The organism is Bacillus cereus group sp. MG16, from assembly GCF_040459875.1.
GTDB lineage: Bacteria > Bacillota > Bacilli > Bacillales > Bacillaceae_G > Bacillus_A > Bacillus_A paranthracis.
Genome location: NZ_JARVHE010000001.1, coordinates 3,409,879 through 3,427,313, shown reverse-complemented (window position 1 = coordinate 3,427,313; position 17,435 = coordinate 3,409,879). Strand labels below are relative to the sequence as shown.

The following is a 17,435-nucleotide window of genomic DNA, read 5'->3' as shown; positions in this document are numbered from 1 at the left end:
AGTTGGAGATAGCATCAAAAACTTACCTATCGCTATATGCATCGCGTGTTTTTAGTATTTTGTTAAAGAAAAAAGGAATGAATGATGTGTTTTCCGCCGGACGTGTACAAACACCGACACTTGCATTAATCGTAAAACGTGAAAAAGAAATAGAAGACTTTAAGTCAGAGCCGTTTTGGGAAGTGTTTGCAACCTTTAATATAGAAGGAAAGAAATATGATGGGAAATGGGAAAAGGATAATGAATCTCGCTTAAAAGATCCTGATATGGCGAATAAAATTGCGGCATTTTGCCAAGGTAAACCGGCAGTAGTGAAGGAAATGAAAACGGAGCGTAAAGAGTTTCAACCTCCGCTTTTATTTAACTTATCATCACTACAAGCAACGGCAAATAAAGCATTTAAATTTTCACCGAAAAAGACGCTTGATATAACGCAAGCACTATATCAAAAAGGAATTGTCTCTTATCCTCGTTCGGATTCCAACTATGTTACACAAGGAGAGGCAGCGACGTTCCCGGATATTTTACAGAAGTTAAGTCAGTTTGATGAATATAAAGATTTATTACCAGCTCCAGTTGAATCGATTATGAATAATAAGCGTTATGTGAACGAAAAGAAAGTAACAGATCACTACGCAATTATTCCGACAGAGCAAGTTACAAATCCAAGCAGATTGTCAGGTGATGAAAAGAAAATTTACGATATGATCGTAAGAAGGCTTATAGCAGCTCACTATGAAGTTGCAATCTTTGACTATACAACGATTGTAACGCTTGTAGATGAACGTGCTGAATTTATTTCAAAAGGAAAACAGCAAATTCAAGAAGGATGGCGTAAAGTTATTTTCCAAAATGATAAAGATGACGAAACAATTCTTCCAATTGTCGCAGAAGGTGAACAAGGGAAAGTTGTAAAGGTGAAAGTGAAAGAAGGAAAAACACAGCCACCGAAGCGTTATACAGAAGGTCAACTTATTACGTTAATGAAAACGGCAGGTAAGTATTTAGAGAACGAAGAGCTTGAGAAAGTATTAAAGAAAACAGAAGGTTTAGGTACAGAGGCAACTCGCGCTGGAATTATTACGATGCTGAAAGACCGTAAATATATAGATGTGAAGAAAAACCAAGTGTATGCAACCGATAAAGGGAAAGTATTAATTACCGCAATCGGTGATAAAATACTAGCTTCACCAGAAATGACAGCGAAATGGGAGCAGCGCCTTGCGGAAATTGGGGAAGGTACAGCATCACCAGCTACATTTATGGAACAAACGAAAAAGCTATCAGCGAAAATTATTGAAGATGCAGTGGAAATGTCGGAGAAGTGGGATTTCACTGGGTTACATGTTGAATCGATTGAGCGAAAAGGATCGAAATTTACAACTGGTAAAAAGGTTGGTAGTTGTAAAAAATGTGATGGCGACGTGATTGATAAGTCAACGTTTTACGGTTGTTCTAACTACAACACAACGCAATGTGACTTTACCATCTCGAAGAAAATATTAAGTAAAACAATTTCACAAAAGAATATGACAAAGCTCTTAAAAGGTGAAAAGACCGATTTAATTAAAGGCTTTAAAAAAGGTGAGAAAACGTTTGATGCGATGTTAGAATGGAAAGAAAATAAGATTAATTTTGTGTTTGAGAATTAAGTTGTTTCAACAAATAAAAAAATATGATAATTAAACTGTATCCTATAGAATAGACGCTTAAAAAAGTCTATTCTATAGGATTTTTTTTGAATAAGGAGTGCTATTTATTTTTGTTGAAAATAAAATATACAATAAAAAACCATTTATAATTGATAATTATTTATTGTAAAACAATAAATAATGTATTAAAATCAATATCATAATAAATCGGTGAGGTGCTTTTTATAGAAAAGGTAATAACTTTATTTTTAAACTAGAAGAGAGGTAAAACTATGAACAATCACAATTTAATTATTGAAAATATTGATGACCCTCATAAGTTGGAGAAAATATATAGAAAAGACCCAAAAGCTTTTAAAAAGTCATTCTCACAAGCATGGGCTCAAAATCCTGATTCTCAGCTTCTAGGTGCTTGGTATGAAAGGTTACATTTCAAGGAGACGGCAAATACGGAAAAAAAGTCGTTGTTTCAAAAAGGTTTCTTATTCATGGGTATGTTAGCTATTCTGGCCGGGATAAGCACCAGAATCATTTTCTACTTTGTCGAGCAGGAAGCAATTGCTCCAATTAACCTAGCTTTTGGTGTAATTCCCTTTATTGTCGCTTATTTTGTTTACAATAATAAGCCGGAAAAAAGTGTTATTTATTCCCTTGTAGCGTTGTTCCTAGTTTCTGGGATATATCTTAATACGTTGCCATTAAATGATAAAGACAGTATTATCCTTGCTTATTTACATCTTCCTATATTGTTATGGGTCTTAGTAGGGCTTGCGTTTACAGGAAATGAATATTCAAAAGGCAGTACAAGATTAGCCTATATTAAATTTAATTTAGAATATTGTCTTCTCTACGCCAGCATGGCAGTGAGCGGAATGATACTAGCAGTATTCACCATGCGTTTATTTAGCTTTGTTGACTTGGATATAGGAGAATTCTATTTTAGTAATGTTGTTTTATTTGGTGCTGCTGCTCTCGCTGTAGTGGCTGCATATTTAGTATCAATGACTCTTAAACTTGCTAAAAACATTACACCATACATATCTAAAGTTTTTAGTCCTCTCGTCCTGATCACATTGTTGATCTATCTTATAACGGTTATATGGGTCGGGAAAAATCCGTTCTTGGACCGTAATTTCCTAATGGCCTTTAACGGAATACTCCTTGGTGTATTGGCTGTTACTATATTTTCTATCGTTGAGAGTGACTCAGACGAGAAAAAGAACATTTCAGATTATATCAATTTTGCCTTGATTGTTCTGGCACTTATTATTGACACTGTGGCTTTGTCAGCCATCATATTCAGACTTTCTTCTTATGGTATTACACCTAATAGACTTGCTGTTTTAGGCGTAAACATACTGATCTGGGCAAATTTAATTTGGATTATGTTTTCCTATATGCGTTTCTTGCAAAACAAATCAGGACCGACAGCTATCCAAGATGCGATTACGAAGTATTTGCCAATCTACGGACTTTGGGCAGCTTTCGTTATATTTACGTTTCCGATAATTTTTAATTAGGAAGGCTTTGTGAATGTAATGACAAATTTGTTAAAAGGGGATGATAGATGTCATCCTCTTTTAACTGCATAGAAAAATATATTGAAATTATTTTAATGTAATATATAATAAATTTAGATAATTGAATAAAAACTTCTTATTAAGAGAGGTGGAGGGACTGGCCCTTCGAAGCCTCAGCAACCTAATGTGATATAAAGGTGCTAAATCCTGTAGGATCTAAAAGTCCTAATAGATAAGAAAATAGGTATAAGTAAACCTTCTTCTTATTTTGAAGAAGGTTTTTTGTCATTTAAATAGAGAATTAGAAAGGTGGTGATACAGAAGAGAAAGAATCAAAGAAAATATAGAAGGAGAAACCGGAGGGCATAGTGAATAATCGAGTTGGAACTTTAAAAGAGGATAGCGCTAGTAATAGTATATGGAGCAATAAAGTTTTTTCGTATTTTTTCTTAGCAAGTTGTATTTCTTTGATAGGCAATTCAATGGTTACACTCGTTTTACCGCTATGGGTAATGAAATTAACAAATTCACCATTACTTGTTTCGGGGGTAAACATTGCTATTGCAACGGTGGCGATTTTGTTTGCACCTGTAACAGGAACGTTAGCAGATCGAATGTCGAGAAGAAAGCTTATGATAATTGCGGATGTGATGAGATGTATCGTTATGGTTTTAATTGCAGTTATAGCATTTTATAATAAAATGCTGTACATACCGTTACTACTGTTACTTATTATACGCTCAATTGGAAGTGCCTTATTTACACCAGCTTCAAATGCAGCGTTAGTTACATATGTGGAAGAAAGGCATGTTCAACAAGCTATTTCATTAAGGCAAGTATCAATACAAATTATATCTGTGGTAATTCCTTTATTGGCAAGCTTTTTAATTAGTATTTTTAGTTTTCATGGAGTATTCGTGTTAGATGCACTTACATTCTTTATATCGTTTTTAATTTTAATGAAAATCAAATTTCCACGTGAATTAAAAGTAGAGAAGAAGAAGCCTTTTTATGAAGATTTTAAAGAGGGATTTTCTGTGATTAATAGTAACAAATCGTTGAAGACATTACTAATGAGCGCTGCGGTCATTAATTTACTTGGAGCAGCATGTATACTTTCACTGCAAGTAATCGTTGTTAGAGAGATGGATCTTTCTATGCAGTGGTATAGTATAGTTTTTGCAGCATCACCGATAGGGATTTTAATTGGTGCATTTATTACGAAAAAGATTCGTACATATAAAACGATTACCACTGCCTTTATATTTACAGCTATTATGGGGGTTTTTAACGCTGCAATGGGTACGACATTGAATCCGGTATTATTTACGTTTTATTATTTTCTGTCAGGGATTGTATTTGGAGTAAGTAATGTATATTTTGGAGTGTTGTATAGAAAGTTAATTCCAAATGAAGTGCAAGGAAGATTTTTCGGTTTCTTAAATTCGTTATTACTAGTATCAACTCCGATAGGAATTGCAATAACGGGGTATTCCCTAGAGTCAATTTCCGCGTCTATTCTATTTATTATAATTGGGATTATTACGTTTGTAGTTTCGGTGATTTCATTTGTATTGATACATAAGAAATAAGTGTTGTATGAAATTTTTCAAAAATAAAAAACGTCTCATTACGAGACGTTTTTTATTATGCGTATTGCCGTTTTTTCTTAATAAGTAACAACACTTGTGAAACACAAGCAAGTACCGGTAACTCAATCAATGGCCCAATAACTAATGCGAGAGCAATAAGAGGCTCATCTGGAAAAGCTGTTACAGCAATAGCAAGAGCGACAGGTGAGTTTCTTGCTAACGTTGTTAAATTTAGACTTACTGTATCTTTATAAGATAAACGCATAACGCGCCCGATAAATTGTCCTAGTACAAAATTAATGATGAAGAACAATAGAACAGGAATGAGTAATAATAAAACGACATTCATATTTTGTAATAAATATTTACCTTGTGATGCAAACATCGCTACGATTGCTAAACTTAAAAATACAATTTGGGCAGAGCTGAAAAACGGAATGAGTTTATTCTCGAGCGTTTCAGCTTTTTTCAGTTTATTCATAATGAATTTTGTAGCGTGTGCAAGTAAAAATGGTAAGACGATTACGATAACAATACTTTCTACTAAAACAGAAACCGCTACAGTCTTCATAACACCAGCGAATAAAAATAAATAAATGGGAAGTAGTAGTACTTGCAAAATTAAATTTACTGGTAAAATCGCTGTAGAAAGTGCTACATTACCTTTTGCTATTTCAGTAAAGATTAAGTACCAATCTGTACATGGAGTAACCATTAGCATTATAAATCCAACCCAAAGTGCTGGGTGATCTGAAAGAAATAGTGCTCCTAATCCCCAAGCGAGTAAAGGTGTCCATAAGAAGTTAATAGTAAGACTTGTTCCAGCAAATTTTAAATTGTGAAATCCGTTTTTTATTTCTTTTAATGGGATGCTGAGGAATAATCCATATAGCATGAAAAATAAAAAGGGAACAATAAATTTGTCTGAATACATATGTATAACATTAAATTGTCCAAGTATGATGCCGCATGTAACAGCAAAAAGAATAATAAAAGTTTGAATCTTTTCTATAGTGCTCATGAATAAATCCTTTCTAAATATGAATTTTCCTCTCTAATTTTATTATACAAGTAATAAAGTCGTATTTGGTGTTCAATTGTATTTTAGTAAATGTTTTTAATTTGAGATTTATTTTTTTATTAAAAGTTACTTGACTAAAGTAAGTGACTATATTACAATCACTTACATAAGGTAATTAAATAACAAAAAGTTTTTTGTATCTTTACTTAAGGTATCTATTGGAACTTTTTATTAGAATAAGAATTTTTGTGATGATGAATAATGAATATGATAAGAAAGTTTAGGTGAAAAAAATGGGATTATTTAGCTCGTTATTTGGTAAAAAAGAAGAAAATACAAAAGTAGAGGAGAATAAAACAATGTCAAAAGTATTATTTGTAAAAGCAAACGATCGTCCAGCGGAGCAAGCAGTTAGTTCAAAAATGTATGAAACATTTGTAAGTACTTATAAAGAAGCAAATCCGAATACAGAAATTACAGAGTTAGATTTATTTGCATTAGATCTTCCTTATTACGGAAATATTGCTATTTCAGGTGGATACAAACGTAGCCAAGGTATGGAGTTAACAGCTGAAGAAGAGAAGGCAGTTGCTACAGTAGATCAATATTTAAATCAATTTTTAGACGCTGATAAAGTTGTATTTGCATTCCCATTATGGAACTTTACTGTACCAGCACCATTAATCACATATATTTCATACTTATCTCAAGCTGGAAAAACGTTTAAATATACAGCTAATGGCCCAGAAGGTTTAGCTGGTGGTAAGAAAGTAGTTGTGTTAGGTGCTCGTGGTTCAGATTACTCTTCAGAACAAATGGCTCCTATGGAAATGGCAGTTAATTACGTAACAACTGTACTTGGATTCTGGGGCATTACAAATCCAGAGACTGTTGTAATTGAAGGGCACAACCAATATCCAGATCGCTCACAACAAATTGTTGAAGAAGGTTTAGAGAACGTTAAGAAAGTAGCGGCGAAATTTTAATTAATTGATAGTAAAAATGGAAAAACCAACATGGATGACCATGTTGGTTTTTTAGTCTATTTCTATGTTAAAAAATGTATATTTATAAAATGAATGAAAAGTTAGAAAATAGTATTGCAAAATATTATATAGCAAACTATAATGAGTTCAAGAATAGTTGATACTTAAATTAAATATTCAGAAAATTCAATTAGTTAAAATTGGAAAATGAGATAAGGAAATTTGAATGGGGGTTATATTATGGCGAATAAAGTACCGTTTTCGTTCATAGTAGTTATTGGATTAATGTTATTTGCACTATTTTTTGGAGCAGGAAATTTAATTTTTCCGGCAATGCTTGGTCAATCGGCAGGAGAAAATGTATGGATTGCTAACGCTGGATTTTTAGTAACAGGTGTTGGATTACCATTACTAGGTGTACTAGCATTTGGTTTTTCGGGTAAAGATGATTTACAGTCATTAGCAAGTCGTGCTCACCCAGTATTCGGGATTGTGTTTACAACAGTTTTATACTTGGCGATTGGCCCGTTATTTGCAATACCAAGAACAGGAAATGTTTCTTATGAAATTGGTCTTAAACCGTTTATGCCAGAGGGATTAGGTTCTACACCTTTAATTCTTTTCACAATTGTATTCTTTAGCATCACTTGTTTTTTTTCGCTAAATCCTGCGAAAATTGTCGATATTGTTGGAAAAATCTTAACGCCAATTAAGTTAACTTTCATCGGTATTTTAGTAATCGTTGCTTTTATTCATCCGATTGGAGAAATGCAAGCACCAGTTGAAGCTTATACATCACATGCATTCTTTAAAGGGTTCCAAGAGGGATACTTAACGATGGACACGCTTGCATCATTCGTATTCGGAATCATCATCATTAATGCAATTAAAGAAAAAGGTGCAAAAACGAAAACACAAATTATGGTCGTTTGTGCGAAAGCAACAATCATTGCCGCATCTATTTTAGCAATTATCTATACAGCACTTTCTTATATGGGTGCTTCAAGTGTTGCAAAGCTTGGACATTTAGAGAACGGCGGAGAAGTATTAGCGAAAGTTTCCAACTACTATTTTGGATCATATGGCGGAGTATTATTAGGGTTAATGATTACAGTAGCTTGTTTAACAACTAGTGTGGGACTTGTATCAGCATGTTCTTCATTCTTCCATAAGTTATTCCCAAATGTTCCTTACAAAGCAATTGCAATCACGCTATGTGTATTTAGTGCAATTGTTGCAAATGTAGGATTAACACAATTAATTGCAGTTTCTGTTCCAGTATTAACAGCAATTTATCCACTAGCAATCGTATTGATTTTCTTAACATTCTTCCATTCATTATTCAAGGGAAGAGCTGAAGTTTATCAAGTGAGCTTAACTGTAACATTTATTATCAGCTTATTCGATGGATTAAGTGCAGCTGGAGTTAACGTTGAAGTAGTAAGCCAACTGTTCACTAAATTCCTTCCGATGCAGGAAGGAGGATTAGGCTGGATCTGCCCAGCGATTATCAGTGGATGTATCGGATATGGCATTAGCGTTTTAAAAGTAAAAAATCAAGTCCAACCAGCAGCAAATACGAATAAGAAAATAGGTTAAATAAAAAAGTTATAGAACTTGTTTCTATAACTATTTTTGTTACTATTAATAATGAGAGAAAATAAAGTAGTAGGGGAAATAAAATGAAAAAAACAATTGATCACATCGGCATCGCAGTGCGCGATATAGATAGTACGATAAGCTTTTATGAAAAGGTATTGTTAGGAACATTAATAGATCGTTACGTAAGTGAGGCACCTGGTGTTGAAAGCGAAGTAGCCATTCTTGAAGTGGATGGAGATAGAATTGAATTACTTGCGCCTACGAATAATACGACATCTCCAATAGCGCGTTTTATTAAACAAAAAGGTAAAGGTGTTCATCACGTGGCATATCGTGTCGATGATTTAGATGTGGCCCTAGAAGAGCTAAAAGAACAAGGTATTCGAACCTTAGAGCATACACTTCGAATGAATAAACATGGCAGAAGATTAATCTATCTTAACCCAGCGGATACAGAGGGAACAATCATAGAGTATTGTGATTATCCGGAAGAGAAATAGAAAAAAGATATTTTTAAAAAGATGTTACGTAATAAAGTAACATCTTTTTATTTATGTATTTCACATTTTCTTCACAAATGATTCACGATAACTTTTCTTCTTCAGGAACTTACATAAATATATTTTATGATATAATAACAATCGACTTTAAAAATGTAAGTTGTATCTATACAGGTAGTTACTATTTTATTAGAAGTTTAGAGGTGAGAGAGAAATAAAGAGTTATACTGTATAGAAATTTATATTTAATTAGGTTAATATTTCGCCCGAGAATTAAACTTAGGAAGTTAAAGGCATGAAAATAGAGCGATGAGTAAGAAAGAAGTGAAATGATTGTGAAAGTAATGAGAAGGGTAGGGACATGGCTATTACTTGCATGTGTGCTTATTATATTGATACCGAAAAGTGCATCTGCTCATGCGTACGTTGTGAAATCAAACCCTACTGAAAATGAAACATTGAAGAAAGCACCGTCTGTTGTGAAAATCGAGTTCGATGAGGACATACAAGTTTCAAGTTTTAATACATTGTACGTGAGAGATACATCAGGTACAAGAGTAGATTTAAAAGATGCTCATATTGATAAGAAAAACAAAAAGTTATTAGAAGCAGGGTTAAAAGAAAATTTAAAAAACGGTCTGTACTCTATTCAGTGGAAAGTGATTTCAGCTGATGGCCATCCAATTCAAGGAGTTATTCCATTCCGTATTGGATTAGCAGAAGTGGAAGCAGACGGTATACAAGTGGAAGAGATGGGTTACGTCCCACAAATCGATATGATTATGGAACGTGGAATTTTATATACAAGTTTCTCATTATTTATAGGCGTGCTATTTTTTAATCTTATTATGTATAAAGGGAATGCAACTTCGGTCCGATCAAGGAGTAAGAACATAATATGGATCTCCTTATTTGGTATATTGATTAGCTTGGTATTTAATCTACCATTGCAAGCGAAAATAAATGCGGATGTTTCATGGCTAGAAGCATTCAATCCTTTACTATTAAAAGAAACATTACAGCTTTCTGTTTTTGGTTATGTATGGATTACTCAAATGACTCTTATTAGTTCGCTTATAATCGTTACGTATTTTGTGATGAAGCGTGAGAAGCTTTCGTCGTTTAAAGTATGGAGCATTCCAATAGTATTGTTTATCGGGATACTTGTTATGAAAGCATGTAATAGTCACGCATATGGTTTAAAGTTTAAAGATATTGCTGTTGTTATGGATTTTTTACATTTATTCGCAGCTTCATTATGGATTGGTGGTTTATCGTCCATTATTCTTCTGTTACGTAATGAGGATAACAAGTGGAATATGTATTGGGATATGATTAAGCGTTTTTCACCGTGGGCAACATGTGCTGTCATTGTGATTTTCATAACAGGTCTTTTTAACAGTACATTTTTTATTCCAACAATCCAATCGTTATTTGATACGAAGTATGGATTAGCTTTATTAGTAAAGATAATTTTATTCGTTTTCATGGGGATATTGGGAATTATTCATTATGTGAAAGGGAAAATGAGAGCGGAGCAAGGATTAGGTGCTACGGTGAAAGTAGAGTTTATCATTGGGATTATCATTTTCGTAATCGTAGCTTTTATGACAAACGTACAAACACCACCGATGCCTCCTACTGGACCTTTTACAGAGAGTAAACAATTAGATAATGGATATGAAATGACGCTAAATGTAAGTCCTAATAGAGTAGGACAAAATATATTCCATATTACTTTAAAGGATGAGAACGGACAACCTGTTACTAATATGGAACAAATCATATTAACGACTCAATCGTTAGATATGAATATGGGAAAAGGATCATTTAAAGTTTCGGCAGTTTCACCGGGAGAATATGAAGCGGAAGGTATGTATATTAACATGACAGGTAACTGGAATATACAAGTACATGGATTAACAAAATCACTTGATAGCTTCGATACGGATTATAAATTTATTGTAGGTGGCAGATAGAGTGAAACTTTAAGCAGCCCTCATCAATTGAGCTACCCGGCAAATAGCGGGATAAAGAGTAGGTATAGATAAAAAGGAGCTAATTGAAAATGAAACGTATAAAAAAATTAGGAACAACAATGATAGCAACAGTAATTGCAATGGGAATTTTTTCGTTACCTGTTAGTGCGCACGTTACTGTGAAGCCAGCAACTTCTGACATCGGTTCTTGGGAGACTTACACGATAAAAGTACCAGTTGAAAAGAATATAGCAACAACAAAAGTTACACTGAAAATACCGTCTGGAGTAGAGTTCCAACAGTATGAACCAGTGCCAGGATGGAAAGTGGAAGAGCAAAAAGATAATGCTGGAAAAGTGAAAACTGTAGTATGGGAAGCAACAGGAGAAGGGATTTTACCTGGTCAATTCCAGCGATTTACTTTTGTCGCTAAAAATCCGGATAAAGAGCAAAAAATAGCTTGGGATGCATACCAACAATATAAAGACGGTGAAATTGTGGAATGGACGGGCGATGAAAAAGCTGAAAAACCACATTCACTTACAACAATTGCAAAAGGTACGTCATTAACAGGAGAACATGGTGAAGTGTCTAGTGTAGAAAAGAATGAAGGTACTAGTAATATGCAATTGATAGCAATTGTTTTATCTATTTTAGCGATTGTATCTTCGGTAGGTACGTGTGTTTTTATGGTACGTCGTAAAAAATAAGTAATAATGATAAGAAGGAGCCTACAATCAGTAGGCTCCTTCTTATGTCAATTTACTTCACTTCAACCTGCTGCCTTACAGCAAGTGTTTTCGGCTTTATATTTACGAAACAAATACTAACTACAATAAATAATAGTCCGATGAACAAGCTAATAGTAATGGCTTCATGTAAGAAAATTGAACTTACAATAATAGCGATTAGAGGAATGAGAAATGTATAAGCCCCAACTTTACTTGCTTCACCAGCTCCAACGAGTGTGAAGTATGCAAGCCACCCCATTGCAATAACAAAGAATGAAATAAAGAGTAGTACACTAACAAACGGCATACTCCAAGCGATACTAGACCACCTTTCAAACTCTGATCCAAATCCAATTAAGCAAAGTCCGCCAATAATAAGTTGCAGTGTTACCATCCAAATGGAATTAACGCGATGCCCAGTCTTCTTAATAAATACGGTTCCAAGTGCCCAGCCAATAGCGCATCCTATCGCGAGAAGAATCCCGATAATAGAAATATGTCCAGTTAAACTGCTTGAGCTAATAACACCCACGCCAATAAATCCGAGTATAAGCCCGAAAATTTTTAAACCGTACATTGATTCTTCAAGCCATATCCATGAGAAAATACCAAGTAAAACAGGTTGTAAAAATACGATGGCGGAAAATAGACCAGCAGGCATATATTGAAGGCCGACAGTTTGTAATCCGTAAAATATAATGATATTAAGTAAAGAAGAAATAACGTATAAATGCCAAGTTTCTTTTAAGTGTAACTCTTTGTATTTCGGTAATGCGAACAGGAGTAAAATGAATCCTCCAATTAAAGTTCGAACGCCTGCAAATAAAACGGGTGGTGTATAATGCAGGGCAAACTTAGATAAAGGCCAATTGATTCCCCACATGAAAACGAGAAAGGTAAGGATGATGGCCGTCTTAGTTCGAGAAAGCTGTGTCACTGTAAGACCTCCTTGATGTTATTCATTTCACTATGATATGATATCGACTGTAATAAATAAAATGAATCTTTTTTATAAGGAGTATAAGCGATTAGTTATGACCATTACACAACTACAAGTATTAATAAAAACTGTTGAGTTAGGTAGTTTTACGAAGGCTGCTCGGGTGTTAAATATGACGCAGCCAGCAGTAAGTCATGCGATTTCAAGTATTGAGTCAGAGTTAGGAGTTACGATTCTTATACGTGATAAACGACAAGGATTACTCGTTACGGATGTAGGAAACAGAATTCTTGTACATATTAGAGAGATTTTGAACGGTGTAGAGAAGATTGAACAAGAAGTTGCGATGGAGAAAGGACACGAAGTGGGGACGATTCGAATTGGGAGTTTTCCGAGTGCTTCTGCACATTTCTTACCGAAAATGATAAACCATTTTAAGGAGAAGTATCCGAGCTTAGAGGTCGTTCTTTGCGAAGGAACAATTAAAGAAGTTGAAGATTGGTTAATATCGAGAGTTGTTGATATAGGAATTGTTATTTTGCCTAATAAAGAGATGGAGATTGTCCCGTTAACGAAGGGAAAAATGGTTGCTATCTTAAGAGAGGATCATCCTCTTTGTAAGAAGGACTCTATTACAATTCGTGATTTGGAGAATGAACCGATCATATTATGTAAGGGCGGATACGAACCACCCATCATTGATATGTTTAAACAAGCCAACGTACCACTTCGGGCTGAGTATGTAATTTCTACCGTTACTACCGCTTTAAATATGATTCAAGAAGGGCTAGGTATTGCAATATTAGCTGAATTATCTTTAACGAATTTACCACAGAATGTGCAAACGAGAGAGTTGGAACCGCAAGTATGGAGAGAAATTGCTTTAGCTGTTCCTTCATTAAAGGATTCTTCAATCGCTGTGCAGCTATTTATTGAAGAATTTCAGGCGCTATTTGCAGAATAAAAAGAGGTGTCTCATATATTATAATGGGACACTTTTTAATTTACTTATAAAAAATCTATGAAAAGGATTGACTTATTTTTTGGTTGTAACTATAATGATTACATCGAGGTGGTGATTACGATGAAAATTAGTAGCCGCTTTTCCATAGCTGTTCATATTTTATCTATTTTGAAAAACAATCCATCTTCACTTTGTACTTCAGACTATATGGCTGAGAGTGTCAATACAAATCCAGTAGTCATTCGTAAAATGATGTCGTACTTGAAACAAGCTGGCTTTGTTTACGTAAATCGTGGACCAGGTGGCGCAGGTTTACTAAAGGATTTACATGAAATCACATTGTTAGATGTGTATCATGCAGTGAATGTAGTGGAAGAGGATAAATTATTTCACATTCATGAGCAACCGAATCCAGATTGTCCAATTGGGGCGAATATTCAAGCGGTGTTAGAAATTATTTTAATTCAAGCACAATCCGCGATGGAAGAAGTTTTGAGAAATATTACGATGGGGCAGCTGTTTAAAACTTTGCAAGAAAAAATGAATGCTTAAATCATATTTATATTTTTTTAACATTAATGTAACTCATGTGGTTACAACTATAAAGGTAAGGTGTAAAAGTTATGACTGTAAAAATGAAAGTATACTCAGATTTTATATGTCCATTTTGTTTTTTAGCAAAAGGTCCATTAGATGAAGTAGCGAAAGAGAAAGATGTAGAAATTGAATGGATGCCATTTGAATTACGTCCAAGTCCATATTCAAAAATAGATCCATGGAATGAGCCAGAAAAATTAGGTTCATGGGATGCTTTCATTCTTCCGACAGCGAAGAAGTTAGGAATTGATATGCGTTTGCCACGTGTTTCTCCGCATCCATATACACATTTAGCTTTCGAAGGGTGTCAATTTGCGAAAGAACGTGGACTAGGTAATAAGTATCATCACCGCGTATTCACAGCATTTTTCCAAGAAGAGCAAAACATTGAAGATATTGATGTGTTAACAAAATTAGCGGTAGAAGTAGGACTTCCTGAGGCGGAATTTAAAGATGCTTTAGTAACTCGTAAATATAAGGAAAAGCATCAAGAAGCAATTCAGCACGCATATGATGAAGCGAATATTATGGCTGTTCCAACTGTCATGATTGGAGATGAAATCATTCAAGGGCTTGCTAGTAAAGAAACACTACAAAGGGTCATTGATAAAGAAATTGAAAAGGATAAAACAAATTCATTTGAAGGTATGCAATGTAATACCGATGGATATTGCTAATTCGCTTGTTATGAAATAACAAAATAAATTATAAAACAAACATTTGGAGGAATTAAAATGTCAACAACTACAACAAACTTAAAAGAAGCAATCGTGAACCGCCGTTCCATTCGTAAAGTAACAAAAAATGATGCAATTACGAAAGAAAGAATTGAAGAAGTGCTAAAAACAGCTTTACACGCACCAACATCTTTCAATATGCAAAGTGGCCGTATGGTCGTATTAATGGATGGAGAACATGAAAAGTTTTGGGATATTGTAAAAGAAACATTAAGAGCCCGCGTACCAGCAGAAAACTTTGAAGCGACTGTAGAAAGACTAAAAGGTTTTCATGCAGGTGTAGGGACTGTACTATTCTTTGAAGATCAAGCAACTGTAGAAAAAATGCAAGAAAACGCACCATTATATAAAGATCAGTTCCCATTCTGGTCTCATCAAGGAAATGCAATGTTACAACATACTGTGTGGATGTTATTATCTGCTGAAGGAATTGGGGCATCATTACAACATTACAACCCAATCGTAGATGCTGAAGTGAAAGAAACTTGGAACATTCCAGCAGAGTGGAGCTTAGTAGGTCAAATGCCATTTGGTGAACCAAACGAACAACCAGCAGAAAGAACGTTCTTGCCTACTGAAGATGTAGTGAAATTTTATTAAGAAATACAATATGTAACGAGAAGGAAGCTGTGCTTAAAAACAGCTTCCTTTTTTGTAGTGGTGTTAAATTATGCGCATTTAGGGAAGAAATATAAGAAATAATCCGTTGAGAAGGGAATTAGGAAAATGAATGATGAGAAAAAATATACAGTGGTAGGTACTGATGTTGAGGAAGTAAAGCGTTTAAATAAAAATTCAGGGTTAACGTATAATCAAGTAAAAGAAATGTTAGCAAAGCAAATGCAAAAAAAGAAGTAATTAGATTGAAATCTTTCATTTTTTCATTTAGCATTTTGATTGGAGAGAGTTAAGTAAAAGGTAACTCTCTTTTTCGTATAAAGAAGCACCTTATAGAGTGGAGGAAGCAACATGAAGAAATGGGTAAAGGTAACGCTGTCTATCGCTGGAGGCATTGTTTTATTAGCGTGTGCTGGCGGATATTACGTATATAAAAATTATTTTCCAAAGGAACCTGAGCGTATCGTATATGATAAAGATAGAGTGTTAAAACCGATATATAACCAGTTAAAAGGAATTAACATAGAAAATGTAAAGATAAAAGAAAAAGAAGTCGTAAATGCGACTATAGATGAGCTTCAAAAAATGATTGATGATGGAAAGTTGTCATATGAAGAATTAACGAGTATTTATCTTTTTAGAATACAAGAACATGATCAAAATGGAATAACATTAAATGCTGTTACAGAGATAAACCCTAATGCGATGGAGGAAGCAAGAAAGTTAGATCAAGAGCGAGGTAGAAATAAAAAATCGAATTTATATGGTATTCCTGTCATTGTAAAAGATAATGTACAGACGGAAAAAGTGATGCCTACTAGTGCAGGAACGTATGTGTTAAAAGATTGGATTGCAGATGAGGATGCGACGATTGTGAAAAAGTTGAAAGAAGAAGGTGCTTTTGTTTTAGGAAAAGCGAATATGTCTGAGTGGGCAAATTATTTATCCTTTACAATGCCTAGCGGATATAGCGGGAAAAAAGGACAAAATTTGAATCCGTATGGTCCGATTACGTTTGATACATCAGGATCAAGCTCTGGATCTGCTACAGTAGTTGCGGCAGATTTTGCACCGCTTGCAATCGGGACAGAAACGACTGGATCAATTGTAGCACCAGCGACGCAGCAATCAGTAGTTGGATTACGTCCATCACTAGGTATGGTGAGTAGATTAGGCATTATTCCGTTAGCTGAAACGCTTGATACAGCAGGGCCGATGGCAAGAACGGTAAAGGATGCGGCAACGTTATTTAACATAATGGTAAGTTATGATGAAAAAGATGCTATGACAGAAAAAATGAAAGATAAAGAAAGAATGGATTATACGAAGGACTTATCAATAGACGGTTTGAAAGGGAAAAAAGTAGGAGTACTATTTTCAATAGATCGACAAGATGACAATAGAAAAGAAGTAGCACAAAAGATAAGAAAAGACCTTCAAGATGCAGGTGCAACATTGACTGATGATATTCAGTTAAACGCTGAGGGTGTAGATAATCTACAAACATTAGAATATGAATTCAAACATAATGTTAACGATTTTCTTTCAAAGCAAAAGAATGTACCGGTAAAATCGTTAAAAGAGATTATAGCGTTTAACAAAAGAGATAGTAATAGACGAATAAAATACGGACAAACATTAATTGAGGGGTCTGAAAAATCTGCTATAACGAAAGATGAGTTTGAAAAAGTAGTGCAAACGAGTCAAGAAAATGCAAAAAAAGAGCTAGATAGATATTTAGTAGAAAAAGGTTTGGATGCTTTAGTTATGATTAACAACGAGGAAGTTCTTCTATCAGCTGTAGCTGGCTATCCAGAATTAGCGGTGCCAGCAGGATATGATAACAATGGAGAGCCAGTAGGTGCAGTATTTGTCGGGAAGCAATTCAGTGAGAAGGAACTGTTCAATATTGGATATGCGTATGAACAGCAGTCTAAAAATAGAAAACCACCTAAATTGTAAAAGGTTAAACGAAAAAAAGATCTCAACTGAAGTA

Annotated in this window: 15 protein-coding genes, 1 pseudogene and 1 riboswitch; of the genes and pseudogenes, 14 read left to right on the top strand and 2 right to left on the bottom strand. The window is 34.4% G+C overall.

Annotated features, from left to right (window positions below):
- Window positions 1–26 precede the first annotated feature (26 nt).
- From topB to QCI73_RS17705, 3 genes and pseudogenes are all read left to right on the top strand, one after another.
- Window positions 27–1,652, top strand: a pseudogene (topB, locus tag QCI73_RS17715) (DNA topoisomerase III); the annotation flags it as partial.
- A gap of 272 nt (window positions 1,653–1,924) precedes the next feature.
- The gene (locus QCI73_RS17710) at window positions 1,925–3,172 is read left to right on the top strand and encodes a DUF4153 domain-containing protein (protein WP_353823447.1); all 1,248 of its coding nucleotides are present in this window, start codon (window positions 1,925–1,927) and stop codon (window positions 3,170–3,172) included.
- 133 nt (window positions 3,173–3,305) lie between these two features.
- Window positions 3,306–3,411: riboswitch (SAM riboswitch) on the top strand.
- A 129-nt stretch (window positions 3,412–3,540) separates the two neighbouring features.
- Complete coding sequence (locus tag QCI73_RS17705; protein ID WP_353823446.1) at window positions 3,541–4,764, top strand: MFS transporter; 1,224 nt, start codon at window positions 3,541–3,543, stop codon at window positions 4,762–4,764.
- Window positions 4,765–4,819: 55 nt separating this feature from the next.
- Here the strand turns inward: QCI73_RS17705 and QCI73_RS17700 are convergent, their stop codons facing one another.
- Window positions 4,820–5,785: an arsenic resistance protein gene (locus tag QCI73_RS17700; protein WP_353823445.1), complete on the bottom strand. Its 966-nt coding sequence runs from the start codon at window positions 5,783–5,785 to the stop codon at window positions 4,820–4,822.
- Between the two features lie 293 nt (window positions 5,786–6,078).
- Between QCI73_RS17700 and QCI73_RS17695 the strand changes: the two genes are divergently transcribed.
- The 5 genes from QCI73_RS17695 to QCI73_RS17675 all read left to right on the top strand — a co-directional run bounded on the left by QCI73_RS17695 (window position 6,079) and on the right by QCI73_RS17675 (window position 11,562).
- Window positions 6,079–6,771, top strand: a complete 693-nt coding sequence (locus tag QCI73_RS17695) for an FMN-dependent NADH-azoreductase (protein WP_327923189.1) — start codon at window positions 6,079–6,081, stop codon at window positions 6,769–6,771.
- A gap of 240 nt (window positions 6,772–7,011) precedes the next feature.
- The gene (brnQ, locus tag QCI73_RS17690; protein ID WP_353823444.1) at window positions 7,012–8,370 is read left to right on the top strand and encodes a branched-chain amino acid transport system II carrier protein; all 1,359 of its coding nucleotides are present in this window, start codon (window positions 7,012–7,014) and stop codon (window positions 8,368–8,370) included.
- An 83-nt stretch (window positions 8,371–8,453) separates the two neighbouring features.
- Entirely contained in the window at window positions 8,454–8,873 is a 420-nt protein-coding gene (locus QCI73_RS17685) for a VOC family protein (protein ID WP_000750862.1), read from the top strand.
- Window positions 8,874–9,202: 329 nt separating this feature from the next.
- The gene (locus QCI73_RS17680) at window positions 9,203–10,852 is read left to right on the top strand and encodes a copper resistance CopC/CopD family protein (RefSeq protein WP_353823443.1); all 1,650 of its coding nucleotides are present in this window, start codon (window positions 9,203–9,205) and stop codon (window positions 10,850–10,852) included.
- Window positions 10,853–10,941: 89 nt separating this feature from the next.
- Window positions 10,942–11,562, top strand: a complete 621-nt coding sequence (locus tag QCI73_RS17675; protein WP_000821403.1) for a YcnI family copper-binding membrane protein — start codon at window positions 10,942–10,944, stop codon at window positions 11,560–11,562.
- Between the two features lie 52 nt (window positions 11,563–11,614).
- Here the strand turns inward: QCI73_RS17675 and QCI73_RS17670 are convergent, their stop codons facing one another.
- On the bottom strand, window positions 11,615–12,520 hold the full coding sequence (locus QCI73_RS17670; RefSeq protein ID WP_000192795.1) for a DMT family transporter: 906 nt from the start codon (window positions 12,518–12,520) through the stop codon (window positions 11,615–11,617).
- Window positions 12,521–12,617: 97 nt separating this feature from the next.
- Between QCI73_RS17670 and QCI73_RS17665 the strand changes: the two genes are divergently transcribed.
- From QCI73_RS17665 to QCI73_RS17640, 6 genes are all read left to right on the top strand, one after another.
- Complete coding sequence (locus QCI73_RS17665; protein ID WP_065223511.1) at window positions 12,618–13,487, top strand: LysR family transcriptional regulator; 870 nt, start codon at window positions 12,618–12,620, stop codon at window positions 13,485–13,487.
- A gap of 120 nt (window positions 13,488–13,607) precedes the next feature.
- A complete protein-coding gene (locus QCI73_RS17660; RefSeq protein ID WP_353823442.1) occupies window positions 13,608–14,039 on the top strand; it encodes an Rrf2 family transcriptional regulator in 432 nt (143 codons plus the stop codon).
- A gap of 71 nt (window positions 14,040–14,110) precedes the next feature.
- Entirely contained in the window at window positions 14,111–14,761 is a 651-nt protein-coding gene (locus QCI73_RS17655) for a DsbA family oxidoreductase (protein WP_353823441.1), read from the top strand.
- 57 nt (window positions 14,762–14,818) lie between these two features.
- Window positions 14,819–15,421 carry a nitroreductase family protein gene (locus tag QCI73_RS17650; RefSeq protein ID WP_070805779.1) on the top strand — a complete coding sequence of 201 codons (603 nt, stop codon included), beginning with the start codon at window positions 14,819–14,821 and terminating at the stop codon, window positions 15,419–15,421.
- Window positions 15,422–15,547: 126 nt separating this feature from the next.
- Window positions 15,548–15,679: a hypothetical protein gene (locus tag QCI73_RS17645; RefSeq protein ID WP_000997344.1), complete on the top strand. Its 132-nt coding sequence runs from the start codon at window positions 15,548–15,550 to the stop codon at window positions 15,677–15,679.
- Window positions 15,680–15,790: 111 nt separating this feature from the next.
- Window positions 15,791–17,401, top strand: coding sequence for an amidase family protein (locus tag QCI73_RS17640; protein ID WP_353823440.1), 1,611 nt, complete (start codon window positions 15,791–15,793; stop codon window positions 17,399–17,401).
- The last annotated feature ends 34 nt before the right edge of the window (window positions 17,402–17,435 follow it).

Excerpts from the sequence above, each read along its gene's own strand:
- QCI73_RS17710 (WP_353823447.1), top strand. The coding sequence starts at position 1,925 with ATGAACAATCACAATTTAATTATTGAAAATATTGATGACCCTCATAAG.
- QCI73_RS17700 (WP_353823445.1), bottom strand. The coding sequence starts at position 5,785 with ATGAGCACTATAGAAAAGATTCAAACTTTTATTATTCTTTTTGCTGTT.
- QCI73_RS17695 (WP_327923189.1), top strand. The coding sequence starts at position 6,079 with ATGGGATTATTTAGCTCGTTATTTGGTAAAAAAGAAGAAAATACAAAA.
- brnQ (WP_353823444.1), top strand. The coding sequence starts at position 7,012 with ATGGCGAATAAAGTACCGTTTTCGTTCATAGTAGTTATTGGATTAATG.
- QCI73_RS17685 (WP_000750862.1), top strand. The coding sequence starts at position 8,454 with ATGAAAAAAACAATTGATCACATCGGCATCGCAGTGCGCGATATAGAT.
- QCI73_RS17680 (WP_353823443.1), top strand. The coding sequence starts at position 9,203 with ATGATTGTGAAAGTAATGAGAAGGGTAGGGACATGGCTATTACTTGCA.
- QCI73_RS17675 (WP_000821403.1), top strand. The coding sequence starts at position 10,942 with ATGAAACGTATAAAAAAATTAGGAACAACAATGATAGCAACAGTAATT.
- QCI73_RS17665 (WP_065223511.1), top strand. The coding sequence starts at position 12,618 with ATGACCATTACACAACTACAAGTATTAATAAAAACTGTTGAGTTAGGT.
- QCI73_RS17660 (WP_353823442.1), top strand. The coding sequence starts at position 13,608 with ATGAAAATTAGTAGCCGCTTTTCCATAGCTGTTCATATTTTATCTATT.
- QCI73_RS17655 (WP_353823441.1), top strand. The coding sequence starts at position 14,111 with ATGACTGTAAAAATGAAAGTATACTCAGATTTTATATGTCCATTTTGT.
- QCI73_RS17650 (WP_070805779.1), top strand. The coding sequence starts at position 14,819 with ATGTCAACAACTACAACAAACTTAAAAGAAGCAATCGTGAACCGCCGT.
- QCI73_RS17645 (WP_000997344.1), top strand. The coding sequence starts at position 15,548 with ATGAATGATGAGAAAAAATATACAGTGGTAGGTACTGATGTTGAGGAA.
- QCI73_RS17640 (WP_353823440.1), top strand. The coding sequence starts at position 15,791 with ATGAAGAAATGGGTAAAGGTAACGCTGTCTATCGCTGGAGGCATTGTT.